The organism is Xanthomonas sp. NCPPB 3218 (genome assembly GCF_056725185.1).
In genome coordinates, this window is sequence record NZ_CM161516.1 from 3,358,032 (window position 1) to 3,376,949 (window position 18,918).

Annotated in this window: 16 protein-coding genes; 11 read left to right on the forward strand and 5 right to left on the reverse strand. The window is 67.8% G+C overall.

The window, feature by feature from the left end; genetic code table 11:
• The first annotated feature begins 105 nt into the window (after positions 1-105).
• From AC1PLS_RS13920 to AC1PLS_RS13935, 4 genes are read left to right on the forward strand one after another with little or no spacing between them, the layout of a single operon-like run.
• Positions 106-1,569, forward strand: a complete 1,464-nt coding sequence (locus AC1PLS_RS13920; protein ID WP_184378737.1) for an AlkA N-terminal domain-containing protein — start codon at positions 106-108, stop codon at positions 1,567-1,569.
• Entirely contained in the window at positions 1,566-2,108 is a 543-nt protein-coding gene (locus AC1PLS_RS13925; protein WP_184378739.1) for a methylated-DNA--[protein]-cysteine S-methyltransferase, read from the forward strand. The genes AC1PLS_RS13920 and AC1PLS_RS13925 overlap by 4 nt, the downstream gene beginning before the upstream one ends.
• Before the next feature lie 36 nt (positions 2,109-2,144).
• Entirely contained in the window at positions 2,145-3,440 is a 1,296-nt protein-coding gene (locus AC1PLS_RS13930) for an alkaline phosphatase family protein (protein ID WP_184378741.1), read from the forward strand.
• A 43-nt stretch (positions 3,441-3,483) separates the two neighbouring features.
• On the forward strand, positions 3,484-4,827 hold the full coding sequence (locus tag AC1PLS_RS13935) for a chloride channel protein (RefSeq protein ID WP_102581349.1): 1,344 nt from the start codon (positions 3,484-3,486) through the stop codon (positions 4,825-4,827).
• A 254-nt stretch (positions 4,828-5,081) separates the two neighbouring features.
• Here AC1PLS_RS13935 and AC1PLS_RS13940 read toward each other — a convergent pair whose 3' ends face one another.
• Positions 5,082-5,264, reverse strand: coding sequence for a 30S ribosomal protein THX (locus tag AC1PLS_RS13940; protein ID WP_016904806.1), 183 nt, complete (start codon positions 5,262-5,264; stop codon positions 5,082-5,084).
• A gap of 135 nt (positions 5,265-5,399) precedes the next feature.
• Positions 5,400-5,816: a MerC domain-containing protein gene (locus tag AC1PLS_RS13945; RefSeq protein ID WP_024939915.1), complete on the reverse strand. Its 417-nt coding sequence runs from the start codon at positions 5,814-5,816 to the stop codon at positions 5,400-5,402.
• A 163-nt stretch (positions 5,817-5,979) separates the two neighbouring features.
• On the opposite strand from AC1PLS_RS13945, the gene AC1PLS_RS13950 reads away from it, so the two are divergent.
• From AC1PLS_RS13950 to AC1PLS_RS13970, 5 genes are all read left to right on the forward strand, one after another.
• Positions 5,980-8,046: a TonB-dependent receptor gene (locus tag AC1PLS_RS13950; protein WP_039522357.1), complete on the forward strand. Its 2,067-nt coding sequence runs from the start codon at positions 5,980-5,982 to the stop codon at positions 8,044-8,046.
• A gap of 414 nt (positions 8,047-8,460) precedes the next feature.
• Positions 8,461-8,889, forward strand: a complete 429-nt coding sequence (locus AC1PLS_RS13955) for a MarR family winged helix-turn-helix transcriptional regulator (RefSeq protein WP_184431691.1) — start codon at positions 8,461-8,463, stop codon at positions 8,887-8,889.
• Positions 8,886-10,109 (forward strand): MFS transporter, encoded by a 1,224-nt coding sequence (locus AC1PLS_RS13960; protein WP_481103782.1) that lies wholly within the window; start codon positions 8,886-8,888, stop codon positions 10,107-10,109. The genes AC1PLS_RS13955 and AC1PLS_RS13960 overlap by 4 nt, the downstream gene beginning before the upstream one ends.
• A gap of 411 nt (positions 10,110-10,520) precedes the next feature.
• Positions 10,521-12,896 (forward strand): TonB-dependent receptor, encoded by a 2,376-nt coding sequence (locus AC1PLS_RS13965; RefSeq protein ID WP_184431695.1) that lies wholly within the window; start codon positions 10,521-10,523, stop codon positions 12,894-12,896.
• Between the two features lie 74 nt (positions 12,897-12,970).
• Positions 12,971-13,219, forward strand: a complete 249-nt coding sequence (locus AC1PLS_RS13970; protein ID WP_184431697.1) for a hypothetical protein — start codon at positions 12,971-12,973, stop codon at positions 13,217-13,219.
• 7 nt (positions 13,220-13,226) lie between these two features.
• On the opposite strand, the gene AC1PLS_RS13975 is transcribed toward AC1PLS_RS13970, so the two are convergent.
• Together AC1PLS_RS13975 and AC1PLS_RS13980 are read right to left on the reverse strand one after the other, a co-directional pair.
• On the reverse strand, positions 13,227-14,258 hold the full coding sequence (locus AC1PLS_RS13975) for an aldo/keto reductase (RefSeq protein ID WP_046343518.1): 1,032 nt from the start codon (positions 14,256-14,258) through the stop codon (positions 13,227-13,229).
• Positions 14,259-14,411: 153 nt separating this feature from the next.
• Positions 14,412-15,623: an MFS transporter gene (locus AC1PLS_RS13980; protein ID WP_184431700.1), complete on the reverse strand. Its 1,212-nt coding sequence runs from the start codon at positions 15,621-15,623 to the stop codon at positions 14,412-14,414.
• Between the two features lie 100 nt (positions 15,624-15,723).
• On the opposite strand from AC1PLS_RS13980, the gene AC1PLS_RS13985 reads away from it, so the two are divergent.
• Positions 15,724-16,638, forward strand: coding sequence for a LysR family transcriptional regulator (locus tag AC1PLS_RS13985; RefSeq protein WP_016902329.1), 915 nt, complete (start codon positions 15,724-15,726; stop codon positions 16,636-16,638).
• A gap of 912 nt (positions 16,639-17,550) precedes the next feature.
• Here AC1PLS_RS13985 and AC1PLS_RS13990 read toward each other — a convergent pair.
• Positions 17,551-17,754: a hypothetical protein gene (locus tag AC1PLS_RS13990; RefSeq protein WP_481103783.1), complete on the reverse strand. Its 204-nt coding sequence runs from the start codon at positions 17,752-17,754 to the stop codon at positions 17,551-17,553.
• Positions 17,755-17,987: 233 nt separating this feature from the next.
• Between AC1PLS_RS13990 and AC1PLS_RS13995 the strand changes: the two genes are divergently transcribed.
• Entirely contained in the window at positions 17,988-18,896 is a 909-nt protein-coding gene (locus AC1PLS_RS13995; RefSeq protein WP_024939906.1) for an AraC family transcriptional regulator, read from the forward strand.
• The last annotated feature ends 22 nt before the right edge of the window (positions 18,897-18,918 follow it).

Here is an 18,918-nt window from a genome sequence, read left to right on the forward strand (position 1 = left end):
GGCTGAATGGGCGAAGCGTTTGACCCTGCCATGAACGCGGCGGCCCGGTGCAACCCTGTCCGAAAACGGCCAGCCCGGGCCGGGGCGAGCGCATAGACTGGCGCCATGCAGACCGCCACTCCCGACCTACTCCAATGCGACCGCGCCCGCCTGGCGCGCGATGCACGCTTCGACGGGCTGTTCTTTACCGCAGTGCGCAGCACCGGTATCTACTGCCGGCCGGTCTGCCCAGCGCCGCCGCCCAAGCCGGGCAACATCAGCTATTACCCCAGCGCGGCGGCAGCCAGTGCCGCCGGCTACCGGCCCTGCCTGCGCTGCCGCCCCGAGCTGTCGCCGCAGGCGCAGCAGCATCTGGGCGAAGAGAGCGTGCAACGCGCACTGGCGATGATTGCCGACGGTGCCCTGCAGGAGCAGCCGGTGCAGACCCTGGCCGACGCAGTGGGCCTGAGCGCACGCCAGCTGCAGCGGCAGTTCGTGCAGCAGCTCGGTGCCACCCCGATCCAGGTGCACGGCACGCGCCGGCTGCTGCTGGCCAAGCAACTGCTGACCGAGACCGCATTGCCGGTCACCGAGGTCGCGCTGGCGGCCGGCTTCAACAGCCTGCGTCGCTTCAATGCCGCGTTCCTGGAAGGCTGCGGGATGCCGCCATCGGCGCTGCGCAAGCAGCGTGCCGAGGTCCCGGGTGGCGAGTTGACACTGCGCCTGGGCTACCGCCCGCCGCTGGATCTGCCGGCGATGCTGGCATTCCTGCAACGCCGCGCGATTCCCGGCATCGAGCAGGTCGACGCCAGCGGCTACCGGCGCGTGATCGGCACGCCGGGCAACGCAACGCTGATCGAGGTCAGCGCGGCGCCGCAGCGTGCGGAGTTGCTGCTGCGCATCGGCGCGACCGACCCGCGCCAGATTCCGCAGATCGTGCGGCGGGTGCGCCGCCTGTTCGATCTGGATGCAGACCTGCAGGCGGTGCACGCCACGCTGGCGACCGAGCCGCTGCTGGCCGAGGCGATCGCGCGCCGCCCCGGGCTGCGCGTGCCGGGCGGCTGGGACGGCTTCGAAGTGGCCGTGCGCGCCGTGCTGGGCCAGCAGATCAGCGTGGCCGGCGCGGCAACGCTGGCGGCGCGGCTGGTCGACCGGCATGGCGGCCATCATCTGGAAATGCCGCCCGGCCTGGACCGCATCTTTCCGACCCCGGCACAGCTGGCCGAGGCGCCGCTGGAACAACTCGGCCTGCCGCGGGCGCGCGCCGCCACGCTGCGTGCATTAGCCTCGGCCTGCGCGCAAGGGCAGCTGCATTTCGGCGCCGGCCAGCGCCTGTCCGAGTTCGTCGCCGCCTGCACCGCGTTGCCCGGCATCGGGCCGTGGACCGCGCACTACGTCGCCATGCGTGCGCTGTCGCATCCGGACGCGTTTCCGGCCGGCGACCTGATCCTGCAGCAGGTGCTCGGCACGCCCGAGCGCCTGAGCGAGCGTGCCACCGAAGCGCGCTCGCAGGCCTGGCGGCCGTGGCGCGCCTACGCTGTATTGCACCTGTGGCATCTCGCTGTCGATCGCAAGGATACCCGCTCATGAGCACGTTGTATTACGACACCTTTCCCTCGCCGATCGGCGCGCTCAGCGTGGCCGCCGATGCTGTCGGCGTGCACCACATCCTGTTCGCGCAGAACCGCTACGACGCGCTCGGCCGCGCGCGTTGGCAGCACGACCCCGATGCGCCGCTGGTGCGCGAGGCGCGCGAGCAATTGCTCGACTATCTGTATGGCGGGCGGCGCAGCTTCGATTTGCCATTGGCCCCGACCGGCACGCCGTTCCAGCTGCAGGTCTGGCATACGCTGGCGCAGATTCCGTTCGGGCAGACCTGGAGCTATGCGCAACTCGCGCATGCGGTGGGACGCCCCGCCGCCAGCCGCGCGGTCGGCGCTGCCAATGGGCGCAATCCATTGCCGATCGTGCTGCCCTGCCACCGCGTGATCGGCGCCAATGGTGCGCTGACCGGCTTCGGCGGCGGCCTGCCGACCAAGCAGGCCTTGTTGCAGCTGGAAGGCTGGTCGCCGCGCCAGGGCGCAGCGGCCGACGATCTGTTCGCCGCATCCGCCGCCGGCACGCGCTGACTTCGCGACGTCATTGCCAGGCCGTAAACTGGCGCGATGATCGATCGACGTTTTGTGTTTGCCGCGCTCGCACTGCTCGCAGCCTGCAGTTCTCACGCCCCTTCGCGCAGTACGCCAACGCCCGCCCCGGCGGCGCCCGCGTCGGCCGGCGCACCGCACAGCGATGTACCGCACAGCGTGCTGCTGATCTCCATCGACGGGCTGCGCGCGGACATGCTCGATCGCGGCATCACACCGACTCTGTCGCAACTCGCGCACGACGGCGTACGTGCGCGCTGGATGACGCCGTCGTACCCGTCGCTGACCTTTCCCAATCACTACACGCTGGTCACCGGCCTGCGCCCGGACCACCACGGCATCGTGCACAACAGCATGCGCGATGCGACGCTGGGCGGCTTCTGGCTGAGCAAGCAGGATGCCGTCGGCGATGCGCGCTGGTGGGGCGGCGAGCCGCTGTGGGTGGGCGCGGAAACGCACGGCCTGCATGCCGCAACCTGGTCGTGGCCGGGCAGCGAGGCGGCGATCGGCGGCGTGCGCCCCACGCGTTGGCGCCATTACGAAGAAGGCACCAGCCTGGACGCGCGCGTGGACGAAGTGCGGGGCTGGCTGGCCGCCTCCGGCGCCGACCGCAACCGCCTGGTCACGCTGTATTTCGAACACGTGGACGAAGCCGGCCACGACCACGGCCCGGAGTCGCGCGAATACGCCGACAACGTGCGTGCGGTGGATGGCGCGATCGGCCGGCTGCTGGCCGGCATGCAGCGCGACGGCACGCGCGAGCGCACCAATATCGTCGTGGTCTCCGACCACGGCATGGCCGAGGTGGCGCCCGGGCATGCGATCAGCGTGGAAGACATGGCGCGCCCGGACATCGCCACTGCCGTGACCGACGGGCAGGTAATCGGCTTTGCGCCATTGCCGGGACAGCAGGCCCGCGCCGAAGCCGGCCTGCTCGGTGCGCATGCGCAGTACGACTGCTGGCGCAAGAAGGAGCTGCCGGCACGCTGGCACTACGGCACGCATCCGCGCATTCCGCCGATCGTGTGCCAGATGCACGAAGGCTGGGATGCACTGTTCCCGGACAAGCTGGCCAAGCGCCCGCGCGATCAGATGCGCGGCTCGCACGGTTTCGATCCGGCGCTGCCGTCGATGCGCGCGGTGTTCCTGGCGCAGGGCCCGGATCTGGCGCAGGGCAAGAGCTTGCCGGGTTTCGACAACGTCGATGTGTATGCGCTGATGACCCGGCTGCTGGGCATTCCCGCCGCGCCCAATGATGGAAATCCCGGCACGCTGCTTCCGGCCCTGCGCGTGCCGCCGGCCGTCACCCGCTGAGTGACGCGTCGCGGCCGCGCGGCGCGGATGCGACAATGGCGCCATGTCTGCTCCTGATCCCTCGCCGCGCCGGCTTCGGCTGCGGCCGTTGTTGTCCAGCCAAGGCTGGCGTCGTCGCGCCGCACTCTGGGGTGGCGCAATTGCAGTAGCACTGGTGGCGATCGTGTTCGCCAAGGCCAGCGACGCCGCCTTCCAGTTGTTCCAGCGCATCACCGCGCATTCGATCTGGTGGGCACTGCTGCTGACGCCGGGCATCTTCGCCCTGCTGGCCTGGCTCACCTCCGGCGCGATGCGGCCCACGCGTGGCAGCGGCATCCCGCAGGTCATCGCGGCGCTGGAGCATGACGACGCGGCATTTCGCCAGACCAATCTGTCGCTGCGCGTGTCGATCGGCAAGCTTGCCCTGACCACCTTGTCGCTGCTCGGTGGCGCCTCGGTCGGACGCGAAGGCCCCACCGTGCATGTCGGCGCCAGCCTGATGCATGTGTTCGGGCGCTGGTTCGGGTTTCGCGATCCGCGCGAGCTCTCGCATTTCCTGCTTGCCGGCGGCGCGGCCGGTATCGCCGCGGCGTTCAACACGCCGCTGGCAGGGGTGGTGTTTGCGATCGAGGAATTGAGCGGGCGCTTCGAGCACCGCTTCTCCGGCACCTTGCTGACCGCGGTGATCGTCGGTGGCGTGGTGTCGCTGGGCCTGTTGGGCAACTACACCTACTTCGGCAAGGTGGCGGTGGCCTTGCCGCTGGGCCAGGCCTGGCTGGCGATCGCGCTATGCGGCAGCGTGGCCGGCCTGCTTGGCGGCATCTTCGCGCGCCTGGTGCTGGCCAGCGTCAGCGGCAAACCGCGCTGGCTGGCAACGCTGCGCCAGCGCCATCCGGTGCTGCTGGCCGCGCTGTGCGGGGTGGCCTTGGTCGGGCTGGCGCTGGTGTTCGGGCAAGGCGCGTTCGGCACCGGCTACGAGCAGGCGCGCAGCCTGGTGCAGGGCCATGCAGTGGTCGGCCACGAATTCGGGCTGATGAAGCTGCTGGCCAATCTGGTCTCCTACCTGGCCGGCATTCCGGGCGGGCTGTTCTCGCCGGCGCTGGCGGTGGGCGCCGGCATCGGCCACAACCTGTCGGTGCTGATGCCGGGCGTGGACCCGCGCACCTTCGTGCTGCTGGGCATGTGCGCGTATCTGACCGGCGTGACCCAGGCGCCGTTGACCTCGGCGGTGATCTCGCTGGAACTGACCGACACCAGCCAGATGCTGTTGCCGATCCTGGCTACCGTGCTGATCGCGCGCGCAATGTCCGGGCTGGTGTGCAAGACGCCGATCTATCGCGGCCTGGCCGAACAGTTGCTGGCGCCGATGCCGTCCCGCACCTCGCCGGCTACGGCGACGACGCACTGAACATCACAGACGGGAGAGCGGAGCAGGGTCGACCGACCGCAGTGTGCAGCTGCCGGCCATGACCGCCGCGCACTCCGGACGGGCTGTTCCACCATGCGCGAACCGACGCCAGCGGCGCGCAGGTCGCCGCTTCGACGCAGGCCGGTAGCGGAATGGCTGCTAGGGCGAGCGCTGCAGCGCGCGTCTGCGCCGATGCCGGACATAAAAAACGCGGCGCAAGCGCCGCGTTTTGGTGTCGCGAAGCGGGCTAGGGATCAGCCGGCCTTGGCAACGGTCTTCTTGGCGACAGCCTTCTTGGCCGGCGCCTTGACCACGCCCTTCTTGGCAACCGGGGCAGCTGCACCCACGACAACCTTGCTCACCGCGTGCGAACGCGAATTGCCGTAGCTGGAATTGTAGCGCTTGCCCTTGGCGGTCTTGCGGTCACCCTTACCCATGTTCGTCGACTCCTGAATGTGAATACTGAATACAAAATCCCCGCGCTGAACACGGGTCTGGCGAGGTTTACGCCGGCGGCGCCCTCGCGCAAGGCCGGCAAGCCTACCACGTAGGCCCTGCCCGCGCAGCCCGGGCTAGTGCGCGCAGCTGGCGTCGTGGACGTGGGCATGCCCGTGGTTCAGACGCAGATTGACCAAGTGGGCGATGCCGACCAGCGCGCCGCCGAGCGTCATCACCACTGCATGCGGCACCACCGCGTGGTGCAAGGGGTCGTAGAGCAGGCCGGCCCACAGCAGCAACAAGCCCGGCAGCAACAGTGCCAGCGCGTGCAGCGCCTTGTGGCGGCGATAGCCCAGCACCAGGCTGAACAGCCCCAGCAGCGTCACGAACACCACAATGGCCAGTTCGACCCCATCGCCCAGCCAGAACGACAGGCCCAACGACGGGGCCAGGGCCAGCACCAGCGGCAGCACCGCGCAATGCACGGCGCATAGCAGCGAACCGGTCGCACCGAAGCGGTCGAGCACATGGCGAAGGGACGGTAGAGGCATGACTTCCAGCAGGGGCTCGCGGCGACGTGGAATAATATAACATCTTCCTTGTTCCAGACCCGCACCGCTGCATCGCGCAGGTGAGCGGGTCCTGCCGTCGGCACAGCAGCCAAGCTGCGCCTTATCATTGATATACAGTAACAATCACAGAGTCCGGCCCGCCATGCACCCTCGCCTCGCTTTCTCGTTCCGCCGCTCCACGCTCTCGCTGGCGTTGACCAGCCTGCTGACGCCCGCCCTGGCCCTGGCCGAGGACGCACCGGCAGCCGCCGACCCGCAGACCCCGCCCAGCTCGGACACGCGCCATGACGCCACCGCTTCCAGTGGCCGCCATATCAAGGACCTGGACAAGGTCGTCGTCACCGCCAGCCCGTTGCGCGATGCGGCCGGCGAGTTGAGCCGCCCGGTCGAGGTACTGGCCGGCGAGCGTCTGGACGAGGTACGCAGCTCCAGCCTGGGCGAGACCGTGGCCAGCCTGCCCGGCGTGCAGAGTTCCAACTTCGGCCCCGGCGTCGGCCGGCCGATCATCCGTGGCCTGGACGGCCCGCGCGTGGCGGTGCTGCGCGATGGCCTGTCGACCCAGGACGTGTCCACGGTCAGCCAGGACCACTCGCCGGCGATCGAGCCGTTCCTGGCCAACCAGATCGAGGTGCTCAAGGGCCCGTCCACGCTGCTGTACGGCTCCGGCGCGATCGGCGGCGTGGTCAACGTGGTCGACGGGCGCATTGCCGAAACCCCGGTGGACGGCTTCAGCGGCCGCGCCGAAGTGCGCTTCGACGGTGGCGACAAGGACGGCAACACCGACATGTTCCGCGTCGATGCCGGCAATGGCAGCGGCCTGTCGATCCATGCCGACGGCGTGTACCGCAACCAGAACGATTACGACACCCCGCAGGGGCGCCAGCTCAACAGCTGGATCGACTCCAAGGTCGGCTCGGTCGGCGCCTCGCTGTCCGGCGACTGGGGTTTCGTCGGCCTGTCGGCCTCGCGCTTCCGTGACAACTACGGCAACCCCGGCGAGCCGGGCGACCCGACGATCGGCGAGCGCGGGGTGTCCTTGAAGCTGCAGCAGGACCGCTACGACCTCAAGGGCGGGCTGACCGATCCCTGGGGCGAAGGCAGCGCGCTGCGCTACAGCTTCGGCCACACCGATTACGCGCACACCGAGTTCGAAGGCGCCGAAGTCGGCACCGTGTTCACCAAGCGCGCCAACGAAGGCCGCGTGGAAGCCTCCTTCACCTTCGGCGGCGGCTGGCAGACCGCGTTCGGCCTGCAGGGCAGCGACACCACCTTCCAGGCGATCGGCGAGGAATCCTTCGTGCCCAAGACCGACACCCGCTCGCTCGGCGTGTTCGGCGTCGCGCGCAACAGCTGGGAGCGCGTCACCGCCGAAGTCGGCGCGCGCGTGGACAAGGTCAAGTACCGCACCGACATCGGCGTGGACCGCGACTTCACCCCGACCAGCTTCTCGGCCAGCGGCGGCTTCCGTTTCAACGAACAATGGCGCCTGACCGCCAACCTCGACCACGCCGAACGCGCACCGGCCGAGGAAGAGCTGTTCGCCAACGGCCCCCACATCGCCACCCTCGCCTACGAGATCGGCGATGCGGATCTGAAGACCGAAAAGGCCAACCAGGCCGAGCTGGGCCTGAACTTCCAGAACGCATGGGTGGATGCCAAGATCGCCGCGTACTACAACCGCTACAACGACTTTGTCTACATCGTCGATACCGGCGGCCAATGGTTCAACGAAGAAGACAACGACTTTCTGCCGATCCGCCAGTGGACGCAGAACGATGCGGTGTTCCACGGTTTCGAGGGCGAGGCCACCTTCCATCTGGCCGACAACGACACCGGCGCGTGGGATCTGCGCGTGTTCGGCGACACCGTGCGTGCGCGCCTGAAGGATGGCGGCAACCTGCCGCGCATCGCACCGGGCCGCGTCGGCGCGCAGATGCGCTGGAACGCCGATGCATGGCGCGCCTCGCTCGGCGCCACCCGCACCATGAAGCAGGACAAGGTGGCGGTGAACGAAACCCCGACCGACGGCTATACCTTCGTCGATGCGCATCTTGCCTACCACGTGGACCGCGGCAGCAACGCGTGGGAAGTGTTCCTGGACGGCAACAACCTGACCAACCAGGACGCACGCGTGCACACCTCCTTCCTCAAGGACGACGTGATGCTTCCCGGCCGCAGCGCCTCGTTCGGCGTGCGCCTGTTCTTCTGACGGTACCTCTCTCCCGCCGTCATAAGCGAGGCCGCCTTCGGGCGGCCTCGTCATGTCCGGCGGGGGGCTGCCGGCCTTGGCGTACTGCAATGCTGCGCGCATTGGCGCGGCGATGACAGCCCTGCGCTGCAATGCCACTCGCAGCGGCGAGCCGATGCGCTGCATTGCACGGGCTGGCTCGACGCCCCGCTGACCGATCACACCGAGGCCGCTTGCCGGCGTCGGCCGATAGCAAGGCTGCCGGTGCACACCAACGCATGTGCCAGCGCCGACATTGGCGCGGGTTGAGCGGTATGCGATTGCCTTGCAGACTCGACCGAGCGTACGTCGACGGACAAGCGCCCCAAGTTCGCCACGCGCTTGCCAATAGGTGCATATGCACGCAAAGTGCGAGCATCCTCGTGGAGCATCGCCATGTCCGGGACCGGCCCCTGCACCTGCTTCCAGCTACGCCGTGCCGCACGGCGCACCTCGCAGCTGTACGACCATGCCCTGGCACAGGTGGGCCTGAGCCTCAACGAATACTCGATCCTGCGCCGGCTGGTCAGCGCACAGCCGTTGGGCGCGTTGGCGCACTCGCTGGGCATGGATCGCACCACGCTGACCCGCAATCTCAAGCCGCTGCTGGCGGCGGGCTGGGTGCAGGCACGTCGCGGCGAGGATGCGCGCCAGAAACTGGTGGTACTGAGCCGCAGTGGGCGCGGGCTGCTGGTGCGCGCCCTGCCGCATTGGCAACGCGCACAGACGCAGCTGGAAACGCTGTTCGGCAGCGCTTCCACCGCGCAGTTGCACGCCACCTTGATGCAACTGGATGCGGCCCTGGACGCGGAGGCAGCGCCATGAATACCTCTGCGAGCGCCCGCACCAGCGCGCAGTGGGGATTGCTGCTCACCGCCTCGGCCATGCTGATGCTGACGATGGGCGCACGCCAGACCACCGGCCTGTTCGTGGAGCCGATCCATCGCCAGACCGGGATCGGCATCGCGTCGATCAGCTTCGCGCTGGCGGTGGGGCAACTGGTCTGGGGTGCGGTGCAGCCGGTATTCGGCGCGATCGCCGATGCGCGCGGGCCACTGCCGGTGCTGCTGTTTGGCGGCGTGCTGTTGTCGCTGGGCCTGGGACTGAGCCCGTGGCTGGCCAGCGAGTGGGGCCTGATCGTCTCGCTGGGCATCCTGGCTGCCGCCGGTGCGGGCGCCGGCAGTTTTTCGGTGCTGATCGGTGCCACTGCCGGACGTCTGGCGCCGGAGCGGCGCTCGTTCGCGGCCGGGCTGATCAATGCCGGCGGCTCGCTCGGCCAGTTCGTGTTTGCGCCACTGGTGCAGCTGATGATCGGCGCCGCCGGTTGGGCCAGGGCGATGACCGGGCTGGCGATGATCTCCTTGCTGACCTTGCCGCTGGCCTGGCCGCTGCGACGCAGATCGCCGCCGCCGGGCACGCACACGCCCATCGCAGACGACGACATCGGCCTGCGTGCGCAACTGCAGGTTGCCCTGCGCGATCGCAGTTACTGGTGCCTGCATCTGGGCTTTTTCACTTGCGGCGTGCATATCGCGTTTCTGGTCACGCACCTGCCCGGCGAGATCGCGCTCTGTGGCCTGCCCGCCAGCGTGTCGGCGGTGTCGATCGCGTTGATCGGCCTGTTCAACGTGGCCGGCAGCCTGGTCGCCGGCAAGCTCGGCGAACGCATCCGCATGAAGTGGCTGCTGTGCGCCTTGTATGCCAGCCGTGCGGTGCTGATCGGCTTGTACCTGATCGCGCCGCCGACGCCGCTGACCTTCTACCTGTTCGCTGCAGCGCTGGGCTTTACCTGGCTGGGCACGGTGCCGCCGACGGCGGGCTTGATCGGCAAACTGTTCGGCCCGCGCTACCTGGGCACCTTGTTCGGCCTGACCTTGTTGTCGCACCAGATCGGCGGCTTCTTCGGGGCGTGGCTGGGCGGGCTGGCGCTGGAGCGCTTCGGCGATTACAGCTGGATGTGGTACGCCGACATGCTGCTGGCAGTGATCGCCGCACTGATCAACCTGCCAATCCGCGAAGCCGCGCCGGTACGCGCAGCAGCGTAAAGCAGGCGCAAGCGCGCGCCTGCCTATCGGCTTGCGTGCAGCGACATCGCTGCGCCATCGCACGGTGCCTGGCAGCGCATGCGCAAGGGCCATCGTGCCGCGACGATGGTTCGCATCGGCTGCCGCTATGGTGCGCGTTGAAACGACCCACACGCGGTCCGATAGCGACACACGTGCACTGCGCACGCGCGGTCCGGCGCCTTGCCACATTGATCGATGGCGAGCACGTCGCCTGCGCCGAGTGCCGCAGCGCACAACAGCTTTTGCCGGCAACTCCGTTAGAACAACAGCGCGACGTGTGTCGCTGCGTTGCGCGACCGGCCACTGTGACGTGCTGCCGGTCACCCTTTGGCGGCGCGTGTACGACGCGCGCATTGCCGCCAGCTGCGACGTCATCCCAGGAGAGCTTTCATGACCGCATCGATGCCCCGCTATGCCCTGTCCCTTGCCATCGGCGCCCTACTTGCGCCTGCCGCGCACGCGCAGACGTCCACCGCCGAGCCGCGCAGCGAGGCCACCACGCTGGATGCAGTGATCGTCAGCGGCACCGCGCGCTTCAAGGGCCTGGCCAAGCGCGATGCCAGCTTCTCGATCACCACCGCCAGCCCGGAGCAGATCCAGCAGGCGGTGCCGCAGAGCACTGCGGACCTGCTGAAGATCGTACCCGGCGTATGGGCCGAGCCCAGCGGCGGCGGCACCGGCGCCAATATCTTCGTGCGCGGCATGCCATCCGAAGGCGATGCGCCGTTCGTGACCATGCAACTGGATGGCTCGCCGCTGTTCCCGCCGCCGACCCTGTCGTTCCTGGAAAATTCCACGCTGTTTCGCGTCGACGACACGGTCGAGCGCATGGAGGTGTTGCGTGGCGGCTCCAGCCCGATCTTCTCCAACGGTCAACCGGGCCTGACGGTCAACTTCATCCAGAAAAAAGGCCAGGACGAGCCCGAAGGCAGCGTACGCCTGACCGGCGGCAACAACGCGCTGCGCCGCATCGATGTCTTCAACAGCGGGCCGATGGGCAATGGCTGGTACTACAGCGTGGGCGGTTTCTTTCGCGAAACCGACGGCGTGCGCGACCCGCAGTTTTCCGCCGACAAGGGTGGCCAATTCAGCGCCACCTTGAGCAAGCGCTGGGACAGTGGTGAGCTGTCGTTCTACGCGCGGCATACCGACGACAACAATGCCTTCTATACCGCCATTCCGCTGCTGTCGCGCAACAACGGCAACGACCTGTCTAGCTTCCCCGGCCTGAATGCGCAAACCGGCACCCTGCTCGGCCGCGACTTCCGCAATGTCGATCTGCTGGTCGGGCCGGATGGACAGACCATCCGCCGCGATCTGGCCGACGGCCGCGGCGTCAACATCGATGTGTTCGGCGGCGAACTGAACTGGGAGACCGGCGACTGGACCATTGCCGACCGCTTCAACGTGATGAGCGGCAGCGCGCCGACCTATGCGTTGTTCACCGGCGATGCGCCGGTGCGATTGAGCGATTTCATCGCCAGTTACGGCACTACCGGCAGCGGTAGCTTCACCAATGGCGGCGGCGTCGTCGATCCGAATCAGCAAGTGCTGGAAGCCGGCTGGTGGTCGGTGGACAAGCGCCTGAATTCGGTCACCAACGATTTGCGCCTGAGCCGCGAATTGTTTACGGGCAACACGCTCACCGTGGGTGCGTACTATGCCAAGTACTCCTCGGCCGACACCTGGTACCTGGGCAACACCATGCTGCTTACCGCGCAGAACAATGCGCGCCGGATCGATCTGGCGCTGGACAACGGCCAACAGGCCACGCGCCAGGGTTTCACCAGCACCGCGTTCTTCAACCTGCGCGCCAACTACGATGGCGAGAACATCGCCGCCTTCGTCGCCGACGAATGGGAGCTCAACGCGCGGCTGCGCCTGGACCTGGGCGCCCGCTACGAACGCCAGAGCGTCACCGGCGATGTGCACGACACCGCCACCGTCGATCTGGACGGCAACCCGGACACGCTGTACGACAACGCCACCTCGCTCGCCCTGGCCAGCACGCGCCGCATCGACCAGGACGATGAGGCGTTCTCCTGGACGGCGGGGCTGAACTTCACGCTCGATACCCACAACAGCCTGTTCGCACGCGTCAATTCAGGGGTGAAGTTCCCCGGCTTCGACAATCTGCGCGATGGCCAGAATCGCGTGCAGGAAGTGGATCAGTACGAACTCGGGCTCAAGTCCGGTGCCAGCAGCTACGACCTGTACCTGACCGCGTTCTACAACACCTTCAAGAACTCGCCGTTCCAGGCGTTCCTGGCCAATGGTGAAAACTTCACCACCGTTGGCGACTCGCGTGCGCGCGGGCTGGAGGTGGAAGGCGCCATCCGCCCGTTCGGCGGCTTCGAGCTGGCTGGCACCGGGGTGTGGCTGGATGCCAAGTACCGCAACTACCGCGAGTTCACCGGCAACCAGGTGATGCGCCAGCCAAAGCGCCAGTTCCGCATCACGCCCAGCTACTACTGGATGCTGCCGTTCGGCGACCTCAAGGTGTTTGCCACCTATTCCTACATCGGCGATCGCTTTGCGGACCTGGCCAACAGCCAGCGGCTGCCGTCCTACGACATGCTCGACCTTGGCGCCAACCTGCATGTGGGCGAGCACTGGGAAGTGACCGCCAGCGGCAGCAACGTCACCGACACGCTGGGCCTGACTGAAGGCAATGTGCGTGTCCCGGGTGCAGCGACCGGCGGCGTGTTCATGGGCCGGCCGATCGCCGGACGGCAGTACCAGATGTCGGTGGCGTATCGCTGGTAGGCAAGCCAAGACGTCATCCCGCGCGGCAGTCCACGGCTGTCGCGCGGTCCACGTCCGAGCGCGCGGCCACGTCCTTGGACGCGCAACGCGGGAACGCAGGCGCGGCGCATGCCTGCCTGTGGCAGTGGTCCAGCTGCTACGTCTTCGCGGCCATGCGACCGCTGCGCTTTCTCACCGCCGGCATCGGCTGCGCAACCGCGCACCGGGAGCCGATCGACGCCCTGTCGCATCCGCCATTCAACCCGGATGCGCTCTTCCGGCTCTTTCGAGACATCGAGGTGCCCTATCCCGAGATAGTTCCGCGCACGGCACGGCCATTGTGATGCGGCATCACACCGGCAGCGGGCTGCGTTCGGCAAAGTGCCCGCGCCAGTACGGGTAGTACGGATACGGTGGCTCCACCGCGCTCACCGCATCCAGGCGCGCGCGTTGCGCGTCCGTCAGCGACCAGCCCACCGCGCCCAGGTTCTGGCGCAGCTGCGCTTCGTCACGTGCGCCGATCAGCACCGTGCTCACGGTGGGCCGTTGCAGCAGCCAGTTGATGGCGATCTGCGGCACGCTGCGGCCTGTCTCGTCGGCAATCGCGTCGAGCACATCGACGATGTCGAACAGGCGCTCGTCACTGATCGCCGGCCCGGCGGCAGCGGTGGCATGCAGGCGACTGTGTTCGGGCAATGCCTGGCCGCGGCGCAGCTTGCCGGTCAGGCGCCCCCAGCCCAGCGGACTCCACACCACCGCGCCCACGCCCTGGTCGATGCCCAGCGGCATCAGCTCCCATTCGTAGTCGCGCCCGGCCAGCGAGTAATAGGTCTGATTGGCGACAAAGCGGCTCCAGCCCTGCGCATCGGCCACCGCCAACGACTTCATCAGCTGCCAGCCGGCGTAATTGGACGCACCCAGGTAGCGCACCTTGCCGGCGCGGACCAGCCCATCCAGCGTGGACAGGGTTTCTTCCACCGGCGTCATCGCATCGAAGGCATGCAGTTGCAGCAGATCGATATAGTCGGTGCGCAGGCGCCGCAACGAGGCATCCACCGCGCGCAACAGGCGGAAGCGCGAGGCACCGGCATCGTTGGGCCCATCGCCCAGGCGCAGGCCGGTCTTGGTCGAGAGGATCACCTGATCGCGGCGGCCCTGCAGCGCCTGGCCGAGGATCTCTTCAGAGGCGCCGTCCGAATACACATCGGCGGTGTCAAACAGGTTCAGGCCCGCCTCCAGGCACAGATCGATCATGCGCTGCGCCTGCGCCACATCGGTATCGCCCCATGCAGAAAACAGCGGCCCCTTGCCGCCAAAGGTACCGGCCCCCAGACCGAGCACCGGGACCTTGAAACCGGAACGGCCGAGAAAACGTGTCTCCATCGCAATGCTCCTTGAAACCGAAGGAAAATCCGCGCGCTGCCGATCGATACGGCCATGCGCGATGCCAGGCGCCAGGCTCCGCTCGCCGACCACCCGTGCGATCGCGCAGGGCTGCCGGTTGCGCGGTCACTGCCCTCATGCCTAAGAAACGAATCAACCTGCCGGCGCACACACGCCCGGCGCGGCGGTACGCCGGCGTTGCAGTTGCACGCTCCACAACGCGATGCCCAGGCCGAGCGCGCTCAACAGCGCGGCGACCCAGGGCGTGGCGACCAGGCCGGCATGGGTGGCGATCACCACGCCGCCCAGCCAGGCGCCCAGCGCATTGCCCAGATTGAACGCGGCGATATTGAGACTGGAAGCCAGGTTCTGGCCGGCACCGCGTGCATGCTCGAGCACGCGCAACTGCAGCGGCGCCACGGTGGCGAAGGCGGCCACGCCCAGCAGCCCGACGAACACCACCATCGCGGTCTTGTTGTGCAGGACCAGGCCCATCGCGGCGAGCACCACCACCAATGCCGCCAGGCTGCCCAGCAACGCGGCGGTGGGACGCCGGTCGGCCAGACGCCCGCCCAGCAGATTGCCCACGATCATGCCGACGCCGAAGACCAGCAACACCGGCGAGACCGCCGTCTGCGCGAAACCGCTCACGTCCACCAGCAACGGCTGGATATAGGTGAATACCGCGAATACGCCGGCATAGCCCACCACCGTGATCGCCAGGGCCAGCAGCACCTGCCCGCGTCCCAGCACCGCCACTTCCTGGCGCCACGACACCGGCACGGCCGCGCCTGCGTTCGCCGGTACCCACAGTGCCACCGCGGCCGTGGCCAGCACGCCGACGACCGCAACCGCCCAAAACGTCGCCCGCCAGCCCAGCTGCAGACCCAGCCAGGCGCCGGCCGGCACGCCCAGCAGGGTGGCCACGGTCAGCCCGGCAAACATCAGCGAGATCGCCGAGGCACGGCGCTCGGCCGGGACCAGCGAGGTGGCCACCACCGCGCCCACGCCGAAGAAGGTGCCGTGCGCCAGCGAGGTCAGCACGCGCGCAACCATCAGGCTGGTGTAGTCCGGCGCCAGCGCGCAGGCCACGTTGCCCAGGGTGAAGATCGCCATCAAGCCGACCAGCACCGCCTTGCGCGGCAGCTTCGCACTGGCCAGGGTCAGCACCGGCGCCCCGACAAACACCCCCAGCGCATAGCCGCTGATCAGCAGGCCGGCAGCGCTGAGCGACACGCCCAGGTCGGTGGCCACCTGCTGCAGCAGGCCCATGATCACGAACTCGGTGGTGCCGATGCCGAAGGCACCGATGGTCAGCGCCAGCAGCGCTGGCGGAAAACGGGAAGAACGCGCGGAAGCGGACATGGGCATGGACCAGGGGAGACAACCCACAGCCTGCGCTCCAGCGTCCTAAGCAAAAACCCCTGTTATCCTGATTCACTATCAAGCAATCATTGAGAATCGCATGGACCGCCTCGGCGATATCGCGCTGTTCCTGCGCGTGCTCGACTCCGGCTCGATCACTGCCGGCGCGCGCAGCCTGGATTTGTCGGTAGCGGTCGCCAGCCAGCGCCTGAAGCGGCTGGAGCGCGACCTGGGCGTGCGCCTGCTGCACCGGACCACGCGTCGGCTGCACCCGACCCCCGAAGGCCAGCGCCTGGCCGAGCGCGGCCGCGTGCTGGTGCAGGATCTGGATGCGCTGGCCGACGATCTGCGCGAGAGCGCACACGCGGTCGGCGGCATCCTGCGCATGACCATGTCGGCCTCGTTCGGGCGGCAGTACGTGTCGCCGTTGCTACCGGAATTTCAGGCCCGTCATCCGCGCGTGCACATCAGTGCGCACCTGAGCGACGACCTGGTGGACCTGGTCAAGCAAGGCTTCGATCTGGCGATCCGCATCGGCCCGCTGGACGACTCCGGGCTGGTAGCGCGGCGCATCGCCGACAACCGCCGCACCCTCGCCGCCTCGCCCGACTATCTGCAGCGCCATGGCACCCCGCGCACGCCGGACGACCTGGCTGGGCATGCCGGCGTGCTGCTGATGGGCCGCGACGGCCGCCAAGATGTCTGGCAGTTGCAAACACCGGAGGGCGGCCTGGTGCGCGTGCGCATGCAGAGCCGCTTCGAGAGCAATTTCGGTGAGTTGATCCGCGATGCGGCCGTCGCCGGCCAAGGCATCGCGCTGCATTCGTACTGGCATATCGCCGAGGAGCTGCGCAACGGCCGGTTGGTCGAGGTACTCCCCGATTACCCGCCGCCAACCTCGCAGATCAACGCGGTGATGCCGGCGCGCCAGCTGCAGCCACCGCGTGTGCGTGCATTCGTGGATTTTCTGCAGGAACGCCTGGGCGAAGTGCCGCCGTGGGAGCTTGGCGGTTGAACGCGAGCGCGTTGCTTGCGTTTGCCGGTCCTTGCTGGACGTGGATCGATGCGTGGCTGCTAATCAACATCTTGGTTGATTAGTGGCTGGATTCGGTCGAGTCGCGCTGTCGGATCAGTGGTAGCCGGCGATCTGCGAGTTTGCTGCAGGGCCCCTGCCCGCTCACCACCGCGGAGCACGTTGCAAGCCGGAGAGCCCGATATGGGGGTTTGCGGAGAGATCAGTTGTAAGGAAGGCGATCTGCCGCCTTGCTGCAGGGCCCTTGCCCCCCACCCTCGCAGCACACGCCGCAAGGCAGAGTGGACGATCTACGGCGTAGCGGATAGCTTAGCTGTAAAGCGGGCGATCTGTAGCTTGGCTGCAGGGCCCTTGCCCGCCCACCATCGCGGGACACGCCGCAAGTACGTCCCTGTAGGCTCTTACGCGGCATCCATGCCGCGTAAGGTCCCGCGACGGTAGGCGGGCAAGGACCTGCCTGGATGGTCGGTGTGCACGATTAAAAGCAGTGCCAGATGCGCGTTGTTTGATGCCGATGTGCCAGCTCACCGCCCGATGCATCTCTAACGACAACCAGTCGGGATGGTCGGTGCGCATGGGCAAGCGCAGCGTGTCACGTGCATTTGGATAGCGATGCACCTGCGCGACCCCACAATCAACGACGAATGCACTTCGCGCGACAAGCAGCTCTTATGCGAGCGCGGACCACCTTTTTGGTGAGGTGTCCCTGCCGGTTGCGGGACCCTTGGCGGCATGGAGGCCGCCAAGGAATCTACACGGACGGATTCACGGCGTGTCCCGCAAGTGGTGAGGGCACCGCGCACTCGACTCACCAATCAATAAAGCGCGTGCGACCGGCACGTTGGCACCGTCGCTCTAGCGTCAAGGATGTCGCTGGCGCCCTAGCGCCCTCGTTTAGCGCCCTGCACGCAGCAAGCGCCGGTGCAATCCACGCCGCTGCGCTTCGCTGAGCAGATGCCCATGCGTGTTCAACAATCCCAGGATCTGCCGATGCGCTTGCGCCGTGCGGCGCGCAAGTTCGGCCGTGGCGGCGGCCTCGAGCGCCTTCCAGTCGGCCGGGCTTGCCGGTGCGGCGATGGTCGAACGTTTTGCGGGCATGGGACGGGGTGGTCACGGGAACGGACACCCATGATACGGCGCGTGTGTGAGCGCAGGATCGTGTCTGGCCTGCGATTGTCGGGCGTCGGGCGCGCGGGCCTGCCCGCCGGTGCCGGTGCCACCCGGCGCTGCCTTTGCCGCTGCTGCGGTCGGCATGTGGGCTCCATGACAGTGGGTCTTGTACGATCGACGGCATCGCGGCCGAGCCGCCTGGTGCCACCGCCGAGTCCTGCATGTCCGCCTTGACCGAGATGACCGACATCCTGCTGCGCCATGCTCCTGGCGACGGCATGCACGCCACCCGGATTGCCGGGCTGCAGATCATGCGCAGCGCCTCGCCCACCGTGTCGGTGCCCACGGTCTACACGCCGATGTTGTGCCTGGTGGCGCAAGGCCGCAAGCAGGCGATGCTGGGCGCGGCGGCGTATCTCTATCACCCGCAGATGTATCTGGTGGCCTCGGTGGATCTGCCGATCGTCGGTTCGGTGATCGAGGCCAGCGCCGCGCAGCCGTATCTGTGTTTCTGCCTGGATCTGGACACCGCCGTGCTGAGCGACCTGGCCGTCAGCCACCCGGAGCTGGTGGAGCCGCAACGCGATGCGGCGCAGGCCGGCTTGTTGCTCAACCACAGCACCCCGCCATTGCAGGACGCTGCAGTGCGGCTGGCGCGTCTGCTCGATCAACCGCAGGAGATCGCCGCGCTGGCGCCGCTGGTCCTGCGCGAAGTGCTCTATCGCCTGATGGCCGATCCGGCCAATGCGGTGGTCCGCCAGATGGCCATCGCCGACAGCCGGCTCAACCAGATTTCCAAAGCCATTGTCTGGCTGCGCGAGCACTACGCACAGCGCTTCCGCATCGAGCAGATCGCCGATCTGTCGGCAATGAGCCGCTCCACCTTTCATGCGCATTTCAAGGCGGTCACCTCGATGACGCCGCTGGAATATCGCTCGCATCTGCGCGTGCACGAAGCGCGCCGGCTGATGCTGGCCGAAACGCTGAATGCCGCCGATGCCGGCTTCCGCGTCGGTTACGAAAGCGCCTCGCAATTCAGTCGCGACTACGCACGCATTCTTGGCGCGCCGCCCGCACGTGACGCACAACGGTTGCGAGCCGGGGCACAGGCTGCGACACAAGCGGCGTAAGCTCATTCGTGCGCAGTGACGC